This window comes from Sphingorhabdus sp. EL138 (assembly GCF_945882965.1).
Taxonomy (GTDB): Bacteria; Pseudomonadota; Alphaproteobacteria; order Sphingomonadales; family Sphingomonadaceae; genus Sphingorhabdus_B.
The window spans coordinates 34,115-51,944 of record NZ_CAMCWY010000013.1; the positions used below are offsets into that span (position 1 = coordinate 34,115).

18 protein-coding genes are annotated in these 17,830 nt (G+C 55.0%); 7 read left to right on the forward strand and 11 right to left on the reverse strand.

Going from position 1 to position 17,830, the window contains the following annotated elements:
* The first annotated feature begins 24 nt into the window (after positions 1-24).
* Positions 25-1,164, forward strand: a complete 1,140-nt coding sequence (gene dapE / locus Q0N43_RS07285; protein WP_295444646.1) for a succinyl-diaminopimelate desuccinylase — start codon at positions 25-27, stop codon at positions 1,162-1,164.
* Between the two features lie 153 nt (positions 1,165-1,317).
* On the opposite strand, the gene Q0N43_RS07290 is transcribed toward dapE, so the two are convergent.
* From Q0N43_RS07290 to Q0N43_RS07300, 3 genes are all read right to left on the reverse strand, one after another.
* The gene (locus tag Q0N43_RS07290; protein ID WP_295444649.1) at positions 1,318-2,640 is read right to left on the reverse strand and encodes a sorbosone dehydrogenase family protein; all 1,323 of its coding nucleotides are present in this window, start codon (positions 2,638-2,640) and stop codon (positions 1,318-1,320) included.
* Between the two features lie 12 nt (positions 2,641-2,652).
* Positions 2,653-2,835, reverse strand: coding sequence for a hypothetical protein (locus tag Q0N43_RS07295; RefSeq protein WP_295444653.1), 183 nt, complete (start codon positions 2,833-2,835; stop codon positions 2,653-2,655).
* Between the two features lie 467 nt (positions 2,836-3,302).
* Positions 3,303-3,668, reverse strand: a complete 366-nt coding sequence (locus Q0N43_RS07300) for a glycine zipper 2TM domain-containing protein (RefSeq protein ID WP_295444656.1) — start codon at positions 3,666-3,668, stop codon at positions 3,303-3,305.
* A gap of 163 nt (positions 3,669-3,831) precedes the next feature.
* On the opposite strand from Q0N43_RS07300, the gene Q0N43_RS07305 reads away from it, so the two are divergent.
* Positions 3,832-4,857: an esterase-like activity of phytase family protein gene (locus Q0N43_RS07305; protein ID WP_295444658.1), complete on the forward strand. Its 1,026-nt coding sequence runs from the start codon at positions 3,832-3,834 to the stop codon at positions 4,855-4,857.
* A 38-nt stretch (positions 4,858-4,895) separates the two neighbouring features.
* Here Q0N43_RS07305 and rpmB read toward each other — a convergent pair whose 3' ends face one another.
* Complete coding sequence (rpmB, locus tag Q0N43_RS07310) at positions 4,896-5,186, reverse strand: 50S ribosomal protein L28 (RefSeq protein ID WP_295444661.1); 291 nt, start codon at positions 5,184-5,186, stop codon at positions 4,896-4,898.
* Positions 5,187-5,317: 131 nt separating this feature from the next.
* Between rpmB and tadA the strand changes: the two genes are divergently transcribed.
* On the forward strand, positions 5,318-5,773 hold the full coding sequence (tadA, locus tag Q0N43_RS07315; RefSeq protein WP_295444664.1) for a tRNA adenosine(34) deaminase TadA: 456 nt from the start codon (positions 5,318-5,320) through the stop codon (positions 5,771-5,773).
* Here tadA and yghX read toward each other — a convergent pair.
* Genes yghX through Q0N43_RS07330 form a run of 3 tightly spaced genes read right to left on the reverse strand, consistent with a single transcriptional unit; the run spans position 5,770 to position 8,619 of the window.
* Positions 5,770-6,675, reverse strand: a complete 906-nt coding sequence (gene yghX / locus Q0N43_RS07320) for a YghX family hydrolase (protein WP_295444667.1) — start codon at positions 6,673-6,675, stop codon at positions 5,770-5,772. The two genes, tadA and yghX, sit on opposite strands and share 4 nt — an antisense overlap.
* A 10-nt stretch (positions 6,676-6,685) precedes the next feature.
* On the reverse strand, positions 6,686-7,486 hold the full coding sequence (locus tag Q0N43_RS07325) for a LytTR family DNA-binding domain-containing protein (RefSeq protein ID WP_295444669.1): 801 nt from the start codon (positions 7,484-7,486) through the stop codon (positions 6,686-6,688).
* The gene (locus Q0N43_RS07330) at positions 7,483-8,619 is read right to left on the reverse strand and encodes a histidine kinase (protein WP_295444672.1); all 1,137 of its coding nucleotides are present in this window, start codon (positions 8,617-8,619) and stop codon (positions 7,483-7,485) included. The genes Q0N43_RS07325 and Q0N43_RS07330 overlap by 4 nt, the downstream gene beginning before the upstream one ends.
* Positions 8,620-8,708: 89 nt before the next feature.
* Between Q0N43_RS07330 and Q0N43_RS07335 the strand changes: the two genes are divergently transcribed.
* The 3 genes from Q0N43_RS07335 (at position 8,709) to Q0N43_RS07345 (ending at position 11,334) form a co-directional block, all read left to right on the forward strand.
* Entirely contained in the window at positions 8,709-9,302 is a 594-nt protein-coding gene (locus Q0N43_RS07335) for an HD domain-containing protein (RefSeq protein ID WP_295444675.1), read from the forward strand.
* Between the two features lie 137 nt (positions 9,303-9,439).
* Positions 9,440-9,565, forward strand: coding sequence for a hypothetical protein (locus Q0N43_RS07340; RefSeq protein WP_295444678.1), 126 nt, complete (start codon positions 9,440-9,442; stop codon positions 9,563-9,565).
* 425 nt (positions 9,566-9,990) lie between these two features.
* The gene (locus tag Q0N43_RS07345; protein ID WP_295444681.1) at positions 9,991-11,334 is read left to right on the forward strand and encodes a dicarboxylate/amino acid:cation symporter; all 1,344 of its coding nucleotides are present in this window, start codon (positions 9,991-9,993) and stop codon (positions 11,332-11,334) included.
* On the opposite strand, the gene Q0N43_RS07350 is transcribed toward Q0N43_RS07345, so the two are convergent.
* Positions 11,331-12,068 carry a class I SAM-dependent methyltransferase gene (locus Q0N43_RS07350; protein WP_295444684.1) on the reverse strand — a complete coding sequence of 246 codons (738 nt, stop codon included), beginning with the start codon at positions 12,066-12,068 and terminating at the stop codon, positions 11,331-11,333. The two genes, Q0N43_RS07345 and Q0N43_RS07350, sit on opposite strands and share 4 nt — an antisense overlap.
* 173 nt (positions 12,069-12,241) lie before the next feature.
* Between Q0N43_RS07350 and Q0N43_RS07355 the strand changes: the two genes are divergently transcribed.
* Positions 12,242-13,543 (forward strand): MFS transporter, encoded by a 1,302-nt coding sequence (locus Q0N43_RS07355; protein WP_295444687.1) that lies wholly within the window; start codon positions 12,242-12,244, stop codon positions 13,541-13,543.
* On the opposite strand, the gene Q0N43_RS07360 is transcribed toward Q0N43_RS07355, so the two are convergent.
* The 3 genes from Q0N43_RS07360 to serA form a co-directional block, all read right to left on the reverse strand.
* Positions 13,540-14,829, reverse strand: a complete 1,290-nt coding sequence (locus Q0N43_RS07360; protein WP_295444690.1) for an adenylosuccinate synthase — start codon at positions 14,827-14,829, stop codon at positions 13,540-13,542. The two genes, Q0N43_RS07355 and Q0N43_RS07360, sit on opposite strands and share 4 nt — an antisense overlap.
* Before the next feature lie 138 nt (positions 14,830-14,967).
* On the reverse strand, positions 14,968-16,080 hold the full coding sequence (locus Q0N43_RS07365) for an ATP phosphoribosyltransferase regulatory subunit (RefSeq protein ID WP_295444692.1): 1,113 nt from the start codon (positions 16,078-16,080) through the stop codon (positions 14,968-14,970).
* A 56-nt stretch (positions 16,081-16,136) separates the two neighbouring features.
* Entirely contained in the window at positions 16,137-17,720 is a 1,584-nt protein-coding gene (serA, locus tag Q0N43_RS07370; RefSeq protein ID WP_295444694.1) for a phosphoglycerate dehydrogenase, read from the reverse strand.
* Positions 17,721-17,830 lie beyond the last annotated feature (110 nt).

Here is a 17,830-nt window from a genome sequence, read left to right on the forward strand (position 1 = left end):
ATTTATCCGTAACGAATGGGATTAATGACTGATGCTCTTGCACTGACTTATGCCCAACGACTGATCGCTTGCGAAAGCGTCACGCCCGCCACTGGCGCGGTGTTTGACGCGCTTGAACAGATGCTTGTCCCGCTGGGCTTTACCGTCGAACGTCTCATTTCAGGCGAAGGCGACACGAACCCCGCGCATGGCGCGCCTGTTGAAAATCTGTTCGCCATTCGTGCGGCAAGCGGAGGCCATTTTGCGTTCGCTGGCCATGTCGATGTAGTGCCGCCCGGCAATGGCTGGGCGAGCGACCCGTTTGTGCCAGAGATCAAGGGCGATTTGCTGCACGGACGCGGCGCTGTCGATATGAAGGGCAGTATCGCCGCCTTTGTTGCTGCGCTGCACGATATCCCGAAGGATGCAGGCACGATCAGCCTGATCATCACTGGCGACGAAGAAGGGCCAGCCATCCACGGCACACGGGCACTCATCACCCATATGCAGGCACGCGGTAGCATCCCTGATTATTGCCTCGTTGGCGAACCCACCAGCGTCAACCGCTTGGGTGACATGATGAAAATCGGCCGTCGCGGCTCCGTGAACATGTGGATTTCGGTCGCTGGCACACAAGGCCATGTCGCGTACCCGCATCTGGCGGACAACCCGATTCCTAGACTGATAGCGATTTTGGCGGCGATCGAAGCGATCACGCTCGATGAAGGCACCGACTGGTTTCAGGCGAGCAATATAGAGATTACCGACCTAAATGTCGGCAACACAGCAACCAATGTCATTCCGGCCAAAGCTGAAGCGCGATTGTCGATCCGGTTCAATGATCTGCAAAATGGCGATGCGCTTGTTTTAAGGCTCCGTGCGCTTGTAGAGCACCATGGGGGCAACTTGACCGCTATGATATCCGGAGAGGCCTTCCTGACACCTCCTGGGGGTTTCTCAGCGGCTATAGCAGAGGCGGTGGAGGCTGTCGTCGGCATCGCACCCGAAGCATCGACGACGGGCGGCACTTCGGATGCGCGGTTCCTGACGAAAATATGCCCCGTGGTCGAATTTGGCCTGTGCAATGCAACGATGCATAAACTGGATGAAGCGGTAGCCATTGCCGACTTGACCGCGCTCACGGAAATTTACCGCCGCGTGGCGCTCAAAATGCTGGCTGCTTAGGGTCAGGACCACTTAAATCCACCTTCGCGGTTTGAGGCCATTTTGTTCAGTGCAAGGCGGTAAGCGCATGCTTAGTGGTTCTAAGTCCAAGCTTGCCAACGCGGCATGGACAAAATGGGCCAAATCCGAAGGTGGATTTAAGTGGTCCTGACCCTAGTTTTTCGCCCGTACGCGCCAGATGATATTGCCGACGTCATCGCTGACCAACAAGGCCCCATCCTTTGCCATCGCCAGCATCGTCGGGCGACCTTGCGCATTGCCATCCCTGTCCAAAAAGCCTGTGAGGACATTGACTGGCTTGCCGGCAGGTTCGCCCTTTGCAAAGGGAACGAAGATCACATCATAGCCCGACACAGGCTTGCGGTTCCACGACCCATGGCGGGCAACAAACGCCCCTTCGGTCAGGCTAGCACCCAGCTTGCCGTCATAGCCAAAGGCCAAGCCAAGCGGCGCTGTATGCGCGCCAAGTGCATAGTCCGGACGGCGTTCATATTCGCGCTTTGCCGGCTTTGGCGGTGACACGCGGGCGTCGGTAAAACCGCCCCAATAATGTTGCGGCCAACCATAATCGGCACCAAATTCAACGAGCGCCAGATAGTCAGGCACCATATCGGACCCGAGCATATCACGTTCGTTTACCACGCTCCACAAACGACCAGATTTATCCCAACCCAGACCAACGGGGTTACGCATCCCAATCGCATAGGGAATTTTCTTGTCCTTCGCGATGTCATATTCCAACACCATGGCACGGCCGTTTTCGACCTCCATACCAAGCTCGCCAATATTGCTGTTCGACCCCACCGCGATGTAGATTTTTTTGCCATCGGGTGACGCGGCAAGATTGCGCGTCCAATGGTTGTTCGGCGCAACAGCGTTGAACTTTGTCAGCTCCTTACCCTTAACCGTAATTTTTGTGTCGCCTGGCTTATAGGGAAAGACGATCAAGCCATCGGTATTGGCAACATAGAGCTCCTCACCAATCAGGACCATACCAAATGGCGAATTCAGTCCCGTCAGGAACGGCGTTTTCAGTTCGGCCTTTCCATCACCATCGGCGTCCCGCAACAAGGTGATGCGGTTGGCAGAGGGGACATCCGCACCCGCCTTGCCCATCAGCCATTTCATCACGAAACCCTCAATACCGCCAGCTTCGCGCGCTGGCGAATTTGTCTCGGCCACCAAAACGTCGCCATTGGGCAGCGTGTATACATTGCGCGGGTGGTCGAGACCGTCTGCAAAGCGTTCAACGATAAGACCCGGCGCGGCAATCGGTGCCTCGCCAGCTTGCCAGCGATCGACCTCCGCTATCTTTATGGTCGGGAAAATCTGCGGGCGCGGCGCGGTAATTTCGGGCGAAGCACCGGTAACCGCATCAAGCGAAAGTTTGGCAACATCGGGCCGGGTAATGTACCAAGTACCGGCAAGCGCCAGAACAATGACGATTAAAACGATGTTGCGCACGTGTTTCCACATATGATTTATCCCTTAACGACGTTTGCGATCCATGAGCCAAATCAGCACTGCGATAATAATACCGACTGCCATGCCGATGACTGTCCCAGCAGAGGCCTGATCCATGGCGACGCCAAAAATGGCCCCGATTAATAGCCCGAAGGCGATGAAGATGCCGCCGGCAAAGCGGGGCGGACTGTTTTCTGTTCCGGACATATGCCCCCTTTGCCACCAACTATGATGCCCAAGCAAGCGCGATGTTTATCTGTCATATACGCTAACATATTGCTTTGCAGTTGGCCGATTGGTCAAGGCTACAAAAACCGGGGCCGAACTTCCGTCATCCAATGACAGCAACGGCAGCGGCATAGGATTTGAAATAATATTCTACATCCGCCTGTGTTCGCGCCGCTTCACCAAACATGGCACAAGCACTTCGGCTTCAGACTTGCGATGATAGGGCCGGATGGACAAGCGAGCGGTTTCGAGCGATGCGTTCATAGCAGCACTTTGCCGGATAAAGCGGTGGCAGACAAGTTTCAGTGGTAACGAAAAAGCCAGCCTTCTTCAGAAGACTGGCCTTAGCGTCAGAGCCTAATGATATAGGGCGAAACCTGAATGCGGCTTCTGCCCGGCGCTTAACAAGGTTAAGGAGCGGCGCCGGGCAAAATTTGTTAAGCTTGTTAGCGATAGCGACGGCAGTTATTGTCCGCCTTGTCGATGGCACGCCCCGCCAAGGCACCGACGGCTGCACCAATGATGCTGCCTTCGGTCTTGTTGCCGCGACGTGCGACTTCGTTACCAAGCAAACCACCTGCAACCGCACCGATTATGGTGCCGCCTGTACCCTTGTCGCAACGCGCGTTATTGCGGTAATTATTATTACGATAAGCACGTTCAGCACGTCGGTCATAGCTGGCCTGACGATCATCACGGCTGTAATAGCCGTCATTATAATGTTCGCGCGCCATCGCTGGCGCTGCCGAAAATCCGGTTACAGCCGTGGTGGCAAGGACCAGTGCGCCGATGCTTTTCTTCAAATGTGTCATTTTCGATACTCCATGTTTTTTCAGCTTCGGCGCGCGTGCAGCAAATCGGCGATTTGTTTTGCTATCGATTGCCTTATGCACAGCCGCTATTGCACCGAAGCTGAATGCGATTGTTATCGTTCGTTCATCTATCGGCGCAGAAAAAGGAATGGTTGGGAGTGTCATGACGGCAAGGATGAAACGTCTCGCGCTTGGTATCATCTTGGCGGTGCTCACCGTTGGCGGCGTTCGCACGATCTATCCTAACGACAGCCAAGACATAAAAGTGCGACGACTTGCCCTCAATCCCGATAACCCCGCCCAAGGGCAGGTAGGCGCTCTGGAATTTATCGCGGCATGGGAATTACGCAGCCGCAACGAGGATTTTGGAGGGATTTCAGCACTAGTTTCTGTGGGAAATAATCATTTTGTCGGGATTGGCGATAAAGCGACTGTCATTGGCTTCACATTGACCAAACATGGACGGATAGATGATTCTTTCATCGCGCCGCTGCCAAATTTGCACGGCCCGAATGTAAGTTACAAAGACCGCGATAGTGAGGCACTGGCTTATGATCGCGATAGCGGCCAATATTGGGTCAGTTTTGAGGGCAAGCACGCGATCCGGCGCTATTCAGTATCCTTTGCCCAACAAACGGGAACGATACGGCCCGCAATATTGCAGAATTTGCCCCGCAACAAAGGCGCGGAGAGCATGGTCCGCCTGCACGATGGCCGGTTTATCATTATCGCCGAGAGCCTTGACGATGAAATACACAGCGCATGGCTATTTTCTGGCGACCCAATTGAAAGCGCCACCACCACAACGCCTTTCAAATTCCATCCGCCCGCTGGCTACCGCGTGACTGATGCTGTGCAACTGCCCGACGGGCGAATCGTCCTTCTCAATCGCGCCATCGGGTTTCTGCGGGGCTTTTCGGCCAAGGTGTCGCTCTTAAGTTTCGAAAGCATACAGGGCATAGGGCGCGACAGCATGCTTTCGGCGGACGTGATTGCGTCGCTGGCGCCCCCATTGCTCGTCGACAATATGGAGGGGATTGCCGTCACCAGCGATGGCGACAAGCTGTTCCTCTGGCTGATCTCGGACAATAATTTCACCCTGTTACAGCGGACGATATTGATGCAGTTTCGTCTGCCTCATCAACCCGACAGCAAAAAGCCGGAGGCATATACTGCCCCCGGCTTATGATTCGCCTGAGCAAAAGGCCGCGTCAGCAGCCTAAAGCTTCACGCCGCAGCTTTATGCTTCTTGGCGATTTCTTTTTTCACTTTGCGCGCATTGGTCGAAAGCTTCTCGTCTGAAGTCTTCAACAACCAATTGTCGAGGCCACCAACATGTTCAACCGACCGCAGACCGTGGGTCGACACGCGGAACTTGTAGCCTTGCTCAAGCGAGTCCGACAACAACGTCACATTCTGCAGATTCGGCAGGAATGTGCGCTTCGTCTTGTTGTTGGCGTGGCTCACATTGTTGCCGACCAGACGGCCTTTACCGGTGAGTTCGCAGATGCGCGCCATGATATATGTCCTGTATAAAATGAGTGTATGCGGAATCACTGACCCGCGAAAGTCGCTGCCTCTAACCTTCCACACCGAAAAGGTCAAGCCGATGTGTGGCCAAAAGGGGGAATCTGCGCTAGCAAAATCACATGTCCCTGACCAAAGCCCGCGAAATGATGCATGAAGCGCTCAATCTTGCCCGCGCAGCGGCTGCGCACGGTGAAGTGCCCGTTGGCGCAATCGTCGTCAAGGACGGCGTCATTATCGGGCGCGGGTCGAACCGCCCGATGGAAAGCCATGACCCCACCGCGCATGCCGAAATCATCGCCATTCGTGCGGCGGCGGCGTATCTTGGCAATGACCGCCTCACCGGATGCGACCTGTGGGTAACGCTAGAGCCCTGCGCGATGTGTGCAGGCGCGATTGCCCATGCCCGCATAGTGCGGCTCTATTATGGCGCTGACGATGCAAAGGGCGGCGCTGTGGCGCATGGTCCGCGTTTGTTTGAACACGCGACGCTACACCATAGGCCGGAGGTGTATGCCGGCATCGCAGCAGAGGAATCTGCGGCCTTGCTCAAAAATTTCTTTGCGGAACGCCGTTAACGCAGATTTTTCCCGAAAAACGCAAGCGTTCGGGCCCAAGACAATTCTGCCGCCTGTGTGTCGAAACGCGGCGTGCTGTCATTGTGAAAACCATGCTGCGTGCCGAGGTAGAAATGCACCTGAAACCGTTTCTGCTTTGCAATGAGCGCGGCCTGATAGGGCAACCAACCGGCATTAATCCGTTCGTCCACCTCGGCATAATGGACAAGCAAAGGCGCGTTAATCGCGGGCACTTCTTCCACTCGGGGCTGGCGACCATAATAAGGCACCGATGCCGCCATTTCGGGATAGGCCACCGCCAGCGCATTGCACACGCCGCCGCCATAACAAAACCCAACTGCGCCCACCTTGCCCGTGCTTTCGGGATGATCGCGCAGATATTCAAAGCTGGCAAAGAAATCCTCCAGCAACTTGGCCGGATTTAGCTTCGCCTGATATTCCCGGCCCGTTTCATCATTGCCGGGATAGCCGCCAACGGAGGAAAGGCCATCAGGACCAAGCGCCGTATAGCCCGCCTTGGCCAAACGCCGGACCACATCCTCAATGTAGGGGTTAAGCCCACGATTTTCGTGGATCACAAGAACGGTCGGCAACTTGCCCTTGGCCTTTGCGGGTTTGGCCAGCAAGCCATTGATGCTGCCATGGCCGTCGGGACTTGGCACCGTCACGCGAGACGTGATGATCGCGGGGTCATCCGCTTTAACTTGCTGCGCCAGCGCGTAATCAGGCTTGAGCTGATTGAGAATCATCAGGCCCGTAACACCAGCCGCCGCAAATTTACCCGCCTCGCGAATAAATTCGCGCTTGGTCAGCTTGCCATGGACATAGCCATCAAAAATTTCGAGAGTATAGGGATGAAAGTCGCTGGCCTTCATACGGGTTGGCGTATCGGGTTGCGTCATGCCTATGTCCTTAATATACGAACCGGGCGACTACATCGCGATATGACCGGCTAACCTTCACCTGCGCGCCCGATTCCAGCACCAAAAAGCATTCGCCATTGGTATGCGGCTTAACCTGACGGACCTGATCCAAATTGACGATCGTAGAACGGTGCACCCGTTGGAAGGTTCGCGGGTCCAAGCGTTTTTCCAAATCCTTCATTGTCTCGCGCAGGATCAGCGAGTTATCGGCGGTGTAAATGCACATATAATCGCCCGCCGCATCAATCCGTTCAATGCTTTCAACATCGACACGGAAAATCTGGCCGCGATCCTTAATATTTATCAGCTTTTCAAAGCGGGTGGATGCCACATCGTCATCCAATGACCCCAAATTGTCCGCCGCATTTGGCGCGACTTCGTTGATAACCGTTCGCAGGCGGTCGAGTTCTTCCGATGTCCGCTTGTCGGACAGCCTGCCGCGCACGCGGTCCATGGTATCGGCCAGCCGTTCGGGTTCCACCGGTTTCATCAAATAATCGATGGCCTGCGCCTCAAACGCCTTGATGGCATGTTCGGAATAGGCGGTCACAAATACGAACAAGGGCGGGTCGATATCCATCACCCCCTGCACAACCGAAAAGCCATCAAATCCGGGCATTTGAATATCCAGGAAGACCAAGTCCGGTTTTAACGTCTTGATCTTGCGAATGGCCTCACGACCATTGCTGCAGATGGCCACAATTTCGATATCGTCAAAAGGTTGAAGCCGTAATTCGAGACCCTGAATAGCCAGCTTTTCATCGTCTACCAATATTGTACGAATGCTCATGCGGATATTTTTCCTTGCCGTTGCGCCCCCGCTTGATTGCCTTCCCCTGCTGTAATCCTGCTTTGATACGGGAGTTCCAACAAAACCTCAAATCCGCCCCCGGCTTTTACATAATGTTCAAAGCGTTGGTTCTCGCCATAGGCCTGCAACAAACGCTCACGCGTGTTCGCCATGCCGACACCTGTGGACAAGCTTTGGTCTTGTTGCCCCGGCTGCAAGCCCGGGCCAGTGTCCGAAACGGTGATCCGCACCCTTTGGCCGACGAGTTGAGCGGTCACAGAAATATCTGCGCCCTCTTCCTTCGGCGTCACGGCATATTTGATGGCATTTTCCACAAGTGGCTGAAGCAACAGCGACGGGACCAAGGCGTTTTCTACCGCAGGTTCGATGATGAAATATGTCCGCAAGCGTTCTTCAAACCGCATTTTTTCAATATCGAGATACAGCTTTAGCGTCTCAATTTCCTGGGTCACCGGTACTTTTGCCGCAGCTTCGTTGATAAGCGTAAACCGCAAAAATGAGGACAGCCGCGACAGCATGGCATTGGCTTGTTCCGTCTGTTTCAACAGCACTAAGGTCGAAATGCTATTCAATGTGTTGAAAAGGAAATGGGGGTTAAGCTGATAGCGCAGCATCGTAAGCTGCGCGCTGGTCGCCTGCGCCTCCAACCGCATCATCTGGTCGGCTTGCTCTTCAGCGCGCACGAAATAATTGATGGCGTAATATAAAGCGGACCATGCACCAACAAGCAGGCTGTTCTTGAACAACGCGCCTAACAACAATTGGGCAAAGGGCGATTGGTCTGCACCCTCTCTGATCGTTTGAACAACCCATGTATCAATATACGCGTACAGCAAAGTTGCGCTCATGACCGCGAGTAAAGTCGTCCCCCAGGTTACAACTGGACGCTTTTCAATGACATATCGGTATATAACCGATAGAATCAAGGTGACAGAATACCCAGTGACCGCAGAAATGAGCACTGGAACCAGAAAACTTAACGGCTGTCCGTTTGCAATAACCGTAACCGCATAGAGGGCAGTAGCGCCTCCCCAACCGGCCGAGTGCAAGTTCCAAAAAGCGCGGTTCTTGTCCGCGAAGAAGGGTTTATCCGAAAGCTCTAATATGGCCATTTAATCGATCTAGCCGCATTTCGCGCGCTCATGAAGCCCTTGTTTCGTCTGCCAACGCTGTTAAACGTCGATAGCGAGAGGATAGCAGAATGGACAGCCAAGAAGACCGCGCACAATTTCATGATATGTCGCAGAGCACGCAAGAGGATTGGCAAATCATCATGCGGCACAATATCCCGTTTTCGCAAGATGGCGGACGGCGGATTTTGGAGCATTTGAAATTGCTTGATGGAGATTTTGGCGGATTTGCAGTCGACAGGCTGACGCACTCCTTACAAACCGCGACGCGCGCGCATCGTGATGGCCGGGATGAGGATTATGTCGTGATGGCGTTGCTGCATGACATTGGTGATACGCTGGGCGCGGCCAACCATCCGGACATCGCCGCTGCCATATTAAAGCCGTTCGTTTCGGAAAAGCTCCTTTGGATTGTGCAAAATCACGGAATTTTCCAAGGGCAGAATTTCTTCCACCATCTGGGCCTTGACCGCGACATGCGGGAGCAGTTTCGCGGGCATGAGTGGTTTGCCGATACCGAAGAGTTTATCGACAAATATGACTGCCCATCCTTTGATCCGGAGTATGACACGCTTCCGCTCTCATTTTTCGAACCGATGGTGATGAAGCTTTTCCGTAGCCCGCTCAATAGCATCTACAAGCGGGCGACAGAGGCCGTCGCTTAAACCAGCCGGTTGCCCAGCGTGCTAATATTGCCAGCGTCCTTATAAACAGGGCCGTTGATGCTTATCTTTACAATATGTGGGTCAGCGCATCCTGAACAAAGCTGCACTTACGTACGCCTCCTCCAAAGGAAAATATCATGGCCAAGAGCCAAAAGAAATCGAGCCGCGAAGTCCGCAAGCCAAAGGCCGAAAAGCCCAAAAAGCAAAACGCCTCGAACCCATCAACAAAGGGCAATCCAGCGGGCTTAGCGACAAAAAGCTGAGGCTTTAATGTTCAGAGGCTGTATGGACAAAGCGGAGGGGCACCCAAAAGCCGCCGAGAACGCCTTCCGGCCAAACTACCCCAGCTTTTCCCAATCCCCGTCGTCCCAGCGAAGGCTGGGGCCCATCACGTCTGTCAGTCTCGCACGATAGGCGACATAGGCTCCAGCCTGCGCTGGAGCGACGGTGCTTATGGGGGAGCGGATTTTGCCGGTATTTTTAGCAATTTTGGCGGCCGACATGAAATGATCTCCTCAGCCCGCAAGCATCTGATTATGTGCCATGCTCAACGACAAATTTCGCTGTAATTTTATTACAAGACTTATGACGCGCTTCTGAAGCTTAAACAAGTCGCGTCTGTAACTTGTTGCGACGACCATTGCTCCTGTGTAGCGTCGCGCGAAACATACAATATTCGGAGGATTGCGTGGATAAACGGCTTACATTGTGGATATTGGCAGGAATGATCCTCGGCGTGGCCGTGGGTTACGCGGTCCATGTCAGTTTCGCGCCGGACAGTGTGCAGTTCGAATATCTAACCAAAACATTCAAACTCCTTTCTGATATATTTTTGAACTTAATCAAATTGTTGGTTGCCCCCCTCATTCTATCGACCATCGTCGTCGGCATTGCGCATATGGGCGACAGTTCGGCGCTTGGGCGTATCGGTTTTCGCGCAATTACATGGTTTATCATTGCCAGCTTTATCTCCATTGGCCTCGGCTTGTTGATGGTTAACCTGTTTCAACCGGGCGTTGGCGCGCCTGTTGACGGGATTGCAAATGCCGCAGCAACGATTGGAGAGGTCAAGAAGCTCGACTTTTGGGAATTCATTCTTTCGATTTTCCCCAAAAACGCTTTCGAGGCGATGGCCACTAATAACATCTTGCAGATTTTGGTGTTTGCATTGTTCGCTGGCATCGCGCTTTCGGCCTTAGGCGAAAAGGGTGCACCTTTGGTGCGCGGTGCCGAGTCACTTGCGGAGATGATGCTTCAGATCACGCATTATGTGATGCGTTATGCCCCAGTAGCGGTGTTTGGCGCACTGGCCGCCGTTGTAGCGAAAAGCGGCCTAGCGATCCTTGCGACCTATTTGGAACTGGTCACTGAGTTTTATCTGTCGCTGGCGTTGCTCTGGATAATTCTCTTGACCATCGGCGCGATCTTTCTGGGGCGACGCATATGGACGCTCATCCGCTACATTCGCGAACCAATGCTTATCGCTTTCTCGACCGCCTCAAGCGAAGCGGCGTTGCCAAAATTGTTTGAACAGCTTGACCGCTTTGGTGTCCCCCGCCGAATTTCGGGCTTCATGCTGCCCTTGGGTTACAGCTTCAACCTTGATGGTTCGATGATGTATATGAGCTTTGCGACCATCTTCATCGCGCAAGCTTATGGCATTGACCTATCCATCGGCACGCAGATCCTGATCCTGCTTACGCTGATGATTTCGTCCAAAGGCGTCGCCGCCGTGCCGCGTGCGTCGTTGGTGGTCATCACCGGCACGCTGGCGATGTTTGACCTGCCCGTTGAGGGTGTCGCGCTGATCCTTGCGATTGATCAGTTTCTCGATATGGGCCGCACCGCGACCAATGTCGTCGGTAACGCCGTCGCAACGTCCGTCATTACGAAATGGGAGGGGATGCTTGAGGTCGAAGAGCCCGCGTATATCGAATCCCCGCATGCACCAGCGCACACCATTGCCGATGGTAAAGCGGGGCTAGACCTCGCCAGCGATATGGTCACTGACGAGCGATCGACCAAAATTTAAGCGGGGTGCTTGTGCCCAAGCAAGGTGCCCTTGGCCCCTTTGCTGTCGAGCGTGAAGTCCATGTTCGCATGTTCTTTGCGCCAGCGCCGCGTCACGACACGCTCGCCTGGTCGCGCAGCGTCATCCAGCAGCACCCTGCCGCCGGGACGAATAAGCGGGAACAGGCTTGCGGCCACGCCCCGCACATGCGGATGGATGGCCCAAGGCGGGCCATCAACGATGAGTAAGTCAATCTCATTAGGCACATCGGACAGTTGATACCAGTGCCCCGGCCAGCCTGATGGTGGCGCGCCCAGCGGAGCATAACGGATTTCTGCGTCCATATCATTGTCGCGGATCCAGTCTTGAGTCGTTTGCGCGAACGCAGCATGTTGGTCAAAGCTGACAATTTTGCCGCCACCAAAAAGCTGCAGAGCGCGCGCCGCAACAAAGGTGGACGCGCCGCAGCCAAGCTCAAGTACTTGCGCCGGTCGCATCTCTTCGATTGCAGAAACGATATGCCACAAAAAATGGGTATCAGCTTTCCAACTGCCCAGATTAGGCAGCGCATCCAGCGGCAACCCAAGATAGGCGAGCAAAGCAGCCTTGTCTTTTTTGCGCCCACCATGGAGGCTGCGTAGCAACCACGGCCATTGAATAGCACCATAGGCCATGACCATGAAGCGGTCGCTCAACGACAAGCTAAGGTCCAAATCATGGAGAGGCATGTACGCCGTCGTTTCGCGTGTCGTCATCTCACCCCAAGAGCGGTGAAGCGGACAACAGTCAATCAAAGAGTGCTAGGGCTGTCTGATTTTACGCAAGCATGGCAAAGCCCGCGATTGACCCTGTGCGCGCAACGAACCTTTCAAGGCTTTGACAATGTCGAAATTTATCCCATAACCCAGCGCAGGAAGAGGAGACAATCATGGACGAAGGCCCAAGGGCGCACGTTGCCAAACCGACCGTTACCAATCCAAAATTGCTGCTGTGGATATTGATGGTTGTTTATGTCTTGAACTTCCTTGACCGGCAGATCGTCAATATTTTGGCTGAACCCATCAGCAGGGATCTCAACCTTTCCGATACCCAAATTGGTTTGTTGACTGGCCTTGCCTTTGCGCTTTTCTATACATTGTTGGGCATCCCCATTGCGCGCTATGCGGACAATAGCAGCACCAACCGCGTTGGCCTGATCTCCACATCCCTGGCGGTCTGGTCCGCCATGACGGCCTTATGCGGATTGGCGCAAAATTTTGCGCAATTGGCGCTCGCCCGCGTGGGCGTTGGCGTAGGTGAGGCAGGGTGCACCCCCGCCGCCCACTCGCTCATTACCGACAGCGTTCCACCCGAAAAAAGATCATCGGCCATCGCTTTTTACGGCCTTGGTATTCCGATTGGCAGCTTATTGGGTTTGGTAATCGGTGGTGTATTGAACGATGCTTATGGCTGGCGCGTAGCATTTATGGCGGTCGCCATTCCGGGTCTCATATTGGCGGCCTTATTGCCCTTCATATTGCGCGAACCACGCAAGGCCGAGGCCGCTGCCCGCGCATTATCCGGCGATAAAGCGCGCGAGGTTCTTTCGACTAAAAACGCGCTCAAAGAGGTTTTTAGTTCGCGCGCCTTTGTGATGTTGGTAATCGCGGCATCATTCACGGCGTTTCTGTCTTACGGTAAAAGCGTGTGGGCGGTCATATTGTTCATCCGTTCGCATGGCCTTAGCCCCGGCGAAACCGGCCTTTTGCTTGGCCTTGTCTTGGGCGTGGCGGGCATTATCGGCACCTGGATTGGCGGCATGATGGCCGACAAGTTCGGCAAAATCGATAAACGTCATTTGTTGACCACACCTGCCATTGGGATGGTCATTGCAACGCCCATATTGTTCTTGGGCTATTTCGCAACCGACTGGCGCGTGGCGATACTCATATTGTTTGTGCCAACGGCATTGAACGCGGCTTATTACGGCCCGACCTATGCCACTGTGCAAGGCCTAGTAAGACCGGAGGCGCGCGCAGTCGCCGCCGCGTTCATGCTGTTCGGCCAAAACCTCATTGGACTTGGGTTAGGACCGTTGTTGTTCGGCATGATGTCGGACGCGTTCAAGCCGCTGGCCGGCGACGATAGCGTCCGTTGGGTGCTTTACGGCGCAGCATGGCTTGGCCTCATCCCCGCCTTTTTCTTCTGGCGCGCAAGCTTGCGGTTAAATGCGGAGCTTAAAAGCGGTTAATCGGCAAACGGATCGCGCACCAAGATCGTATCTTCGCGCTGCGGCGAGGTTGATACCAAGGCAACGGGCGTTTCGATCAATTCCTGCACACGCGTGATATATTTGATCGCTTGTGCCGGAAGGTCGGCCCAACTGCGCGCGCCTGCGGTCGTTTCCTGCCAGCCGGGCATTTCTTCGTAGATTGGCTCCACGGCGGCTTGCTCTGCGGCATGCGCTGGCAGATAATCATAGACCTTACCGTTCAGGCGATAGCCGGTGCAGATCTTGATCGTGTCGAACCCGTCAAGCACATCGAGCTTAGTTAGCGCAATGCCGGTCACGCCGGACACAGCGCAGCTTTGACGCACGATCACGGCGTCAAACCAACCACAGCGGCGCTTGCGGCCCGTGACAGTGCCAAATTCATGGCCGCGTTCACCCAGCCTTTGGCCGGTTTCATCCTCAAGCTCGGTCGGGAATGGCCCTGACCCAACCCGCGTGGTGTAGGCCTTGACGATACCAAGCACAAAGCCCGCCGCACTTGGCCCAAGGCCGGAGCCGGCCGCCGCTGTGCCTGAAACAGTGTTGGACGACGTCACGAACGGATAAGTGCCATGGTCAACGTCAAGCAAGACACCTTGCGCGCCTTCAAACAATATCCGCGCGCCGGCCTTGCGCACCTTATTCAATCGCCGCCACACCGGCTCGGCATATTCCAGAACAAAGGGTGCGATTTCCTTAAGCTCGGCAATAAGGCGCGCGCGATCGACTGGCGGTTCGCCAAATCCGGCACGCAAGGCATCATGGTGCGCACATAGACGGTCAAGCTGCGTATCCAGCGCATCCAGATGCGCCAGATCACACACGCGGATCGCGCGGCGGCCGACCTTGTCTTCATATGCGGGGCCAATGCCGCGGCCAGTCGTGCCAATCTTGCCCGAACCCGCTGCGGTTTCCCGCAAACCATCCAAGTCGCGGTGAATCGGCAGAATCAACGCGCAGTTATCGGCCAGCGCAAAATTCTCGGTCGTGATGGAAACGCCTTGCCCACGCAGCTTCGTCATTTCATCGCGCAACGCCCAAGGGTCGAGAACCACGCCATTGCCAATAATCGACAGCGTTCCGGTGACGATCCCCGACGGCAGCAACGACAATTTATAGACATTGTCGCCAACGACCAAAGTGTGGCCGGCATTATGCCCGCCTTGAAAGCGGACAACGGCATCGGCGCGTTCCGCCAACCAGTCGACAATCTTGCCTTTACCCTCGTCGCCCCATTGCGCGCCAATTACGGTTACATTCGCCATCAGATATTCCCTGTCAAAGCCAGATAGCTCTGGGGCCTTTTTCTGCGCAGGAGATTTTTCCTGCGAAGGGATCCGCCGTAAGCTCCGTTATGATTATGCGCGGCTGGCGTCCACCCTAAAGCTGCATGAAGGACGATTTCAGACGGGAATGGCTTGACCATTTGTCCAAATATGGGTGCAGCTCAGCACAGCGGCGCTGTCATTCTCATCCAATGCGGCCACCGTCGCCCAACCTTCATGGCGCATTTTTGCCGCGGTCGCGGCGTCTGTGCCCAGTGGCAGAAAAACACGCCGGACGAGGCTTTCGTCAGCCAGATCAATCAACGGGTCGGGATAGAGTGAGAAGCCAGTCGCCGGTTCCGATGGTCCATCGGCACGATCGATGTAATAAGTGCCACCGCGACCAAGCGCAGCGCTGTAGCCTTTGGCAAAAATCGTAAAGCCGAACCAGCTTTGATATTCAAAGCCATGCCGCTCGGTCGGGTCAAGTGTCACATTGGCGCGGCCCGCAATATTGCCAGCAATGGCTTCCAAGGCACGGATTCGCGACGCGAGCGCCCCGCCTGCATCAATCGCCCGCAATTTCTCAACCGCTTCTGTGAATGGGCCAGTCGCCGCGAGCAGCGGCAAATAGGCATCCGCCCCCAACGCACTTAGTCCGCCTGCGTCCTTCATATCCAGTTCGGACCGAATGGCATCAATCTTGTCCGCCGCCAAAGGCAGTGCCTTTTCCGCCAGCCGTTCCACAAGGTCAGGCAAGGTGAAATCGATGGTGATGTCTTTAACGCCCGCCGCCTCAAGCGCATCAATGGCAACGCCAACAATTTCGCAAGCGGCAGCCACGCTGTCATTGCCGACCAATTCTGCACCCAATTGCGTCAGTTCCCGTTCAGGGCGCAACTGCATGGCGCGCAACCGCAGGATCTGACCATGATAGGCCAAGCGCAGCGGTCGCGGCGCGTTTTTCATCCGCGTTGTGGCGATGCGCCCAACCTGCACCGTGATATCACCGCGCAGCGCAAGCGTGTGGCCGGACACAGGGTCGGTAAACCGCAAATGCTGATTACGGTTGGCATCGCCGCTATGCTTGGCGAGCACCGATTCAAATTCCGCCAAGGCGGGTGCCACGCGGGCATAGCCGTAGCTTGCCAACACGTCGATCATCGCCCGCGATACCCGCGCCGCAACCTCCGCTTGGGGAGGAAGTCGGTCGCGGAACCCTTCGGGCAGCAAATCAGGTTGAATATTCATGCGCACTCTTTACCGCAAAAGTCCAAGCGGGGAAGCCCTGCTTAGGGCCAGGACCACTAAAACTTCAGCGCCTTTACGGTTTTAACACCGGGAAGCGAACCAAGCTGTTGAAGGACAGCTTCTGGGATCGCCGCATCCATGGACAGAAGCAAAACGGCCTCACCGCCCGCGCTACGACGGCCAAGATGGAATGTGCCGATATTCAATCCAGCCTCACCCAAGGTCGTGCCAACACGGCCAATAAAGCCCGGCGCATCTTCATTGACGATGTAGAGCATGTTGCCTTCAAGCTCCGCCTCAAGGCTGATGCCGAAAATCTCGACAAGCCGGGCTTCGCTATTGGCGAACAACGTCCCTGCAACCGAACGTGGGCCTTGCGCCGTGTTGACGGTGACGCGCACCAATGTGTGATAGGCACCTGCCTTGTCATGGCGGACTTCGCGAATGTCAAAGCCACGCTCTTTGGCTAAAAACGGCGCATTGACCATGTTCACCGCGTCGGAAAAACGCCGCATGAAGCCAGCGAGAACCGCGGCCGTAATGGGTTTAATGTTCAGTTCCGCCGCAGCGCCCTCAACCTCAATCGCAATATTGTCGAGATTATCATGCGCCAACTGGCCAACCAGCGAACCCAATTTTAGTGCAAGGGTCGTATATGGCTTCAACTTCGGCGCTTCTTCAGCAGAAAGGCTTGGCATGTTCAGCGCATTGGTAACGCCGCCATTGACCAGATAATCCGCCATTTGTTCGGCCACCTGAAGCGCAACATTGACCTGCGCCTCATTGGTCGACGCACCCAGATGCGGGGTGCAGATGAAGTTTGGCGTGCCGAACAGGGGCGATTCCTTCGCTGGCTCAGTCGCAAAAACGTCCAAAGCTGCGCCGCCGACTTGGCCGCTGTCCAACGCCTCTTTCAGCGCCTCTTCATCGATCAACCCGCCACGTGCGCAGTTAATGATGCGGACACCCTTTTTGGTCTTCGCAAGATTTTCCCGCGACAATATGTTGCGGGTTTGGTCGGTCAGCGGCGTATGCAAGGTGATGAAGTCTGCCTTGGCAAGCAACGTATCGAGGTCAGCCTTTTCAATGCCCATTTCAATTGCGCGATCGGCGGTGAGGAAGGGGTCAAAGGCCACGACCTTCATCCGCAATCCCAGCGCGCGGCTCGCGACAATCGATCCGATATTGCCAGCGCCGATAAGTCCAAGCGTCTTGCCGGTAACTTCAATACCCATGAAATCATTTTTTGGCCATTTGCCAGCTTGCGTTTGCGCATTGGCCTCAGGCAATTGACGCGCAAGGGCGAACATCAAGGCGATGGCGTGTTCAGCCGTTGTGATCGAATTGCCAAAAGGCGTGTTCATAACGACAACACCTTTGGCCGACGCATTGGGAATGTCGACATTGTCGACGCCAATGCCGGCGCGACCAATAACCTTTAGGTTTGTAGCCGCGTCCAAAATCTGCTTGGTAACTTTCGTCGACGAACGGATTGCAAGACCGTCATAGTCGCCAATCATTGCAGCAAGTTCATCCGGCGTTTTGTCAGTGATGACATCAACATCACATCCGCGTTCAGCAAAAATCTTTGCTGCGTTGGGGTCCATTTTGTCGGAAATAAGTACGCGTGGTTTTGTCATGGTGGGTTCCTATTCGTATATCGTTGTCATCCCCGACTTGATCGGGGATCCATGGTCTGAACTGAATGTTTACGCAAAGATGTCAGCCAAAGGATTCCCGCGTTCGCGGG

Coding starts and splice junctions, on each gene's coding strand:
- dapE (WP_295444646.1), top strand. CDS start 25: ATGACTGATGCTCTTGCACTGACTTATGCCCAACGACTGATCGCTTGC.
- Q0N43_RS07290 (WP_295444649.1), bottom strand. CDS start 2,640: ATGTGGAAACACGTGCGCAACATCGTTTTAATCGTCATTGTTCTGGCG.
- Q0N43_RS07295 (WP_295444653.1), bottom strand. CDS start 2,835: ATGTCCGGAACAGAAAACAGTCCGCCCCGCTTTGCCGGCGGCATCTTC.
- Q0N43_RS07300 (WP_295444656.1), bottom strand. CDS start 3,668: ATGACACATTTGAAGAAAAGCATCGGCGCACTGGTCCTTGCCACCACG.
- Q0N43_RS07305 (WP_295444658.1), top strand. CDS start 3,832: ATGACGGCAAGGATGAAACGTCTCGCGCTTGGTATCATCTTGGCGGTG.
- rpmB (WP_295444661.1), bottom strand. CDS start 5,186: ATGGCGCGCATCTGCGAACTCACCGGTAAAGGCCGTCTGGTCGGCAAC.
- tadA (WP_295444664.1), top strand. CDS start 5,318: ATGTCCCTGACCAAAGCCCGCGAAATGATGCATGAAGCGCTCAATCTT.
- yghX (WP_295444667.1), bottom strand. CDS start 6,675: ATGACGCAACCCGATACGCCAACCCGTATGAAGGCCAGCGACTTTCAT.
- Q0N43_RS07325 (WP_295444669.1), bottom strand. CDS start 7,486: ATGAGCATTCGTACAATATTGGTAGACGATGAAAAGCTGGCTATTCAG.
- Q0N43_RS07330 (WP_295444672.1), bottom strand. CDS start 8,619: ATGGCCATATTAGAGCTTTCGGATAAACCCTTCTTCGCGGACAAGAAC.
- Q0N43_RS07335 (WP_295444675.1), top strand. CDS start 8,709: ATGGACAGCCAAGAAGACCGCGCACAATTTCATGATATGTCGCAGAGC.
- Q0N43_RS07340 (WP_295444678.1), top strand. CDS start 9,440: ATGGCCAAGAGCCAAAAGAAATCGAGCCGCGAAGTCCGCAAGCCAAAG.
- Q0N43_RS07350 (WP_295444684.1), bottom strand. CDS start 12,068: ATGACGACACGCGAAACGACGGCGTACATGCCTCTCCATGATTTGGAC.
- Q0N43_RS07355 (WP_295444687.1), top strand. CDS start 12,242: ATGGACGAAGGCCCAAGGGCGCACGTTGCCAAACCGACCGTTACCAAT.
- Q0N43_RS07360 (WP_295444690.1), bottom strand. CDS start 14,829: ATGGCGAATGTAACCGTAATTGGCGCGCAATGGGGCGACGAGGGTAAA.
- Q0N43_RS07365 (WP_295444692.1), bottom strand. CDS start 16,080: ATGAATATTCAACCTGATTTGCTGCCCGAAGGGTTCCGCGACCGACTT.
- serA (WP_295444694.1), bottom strand. CDS start 17,720: ATGACAAAACCACGCGTACTTATTTCCGACAAAATGGACCCCAACGCA.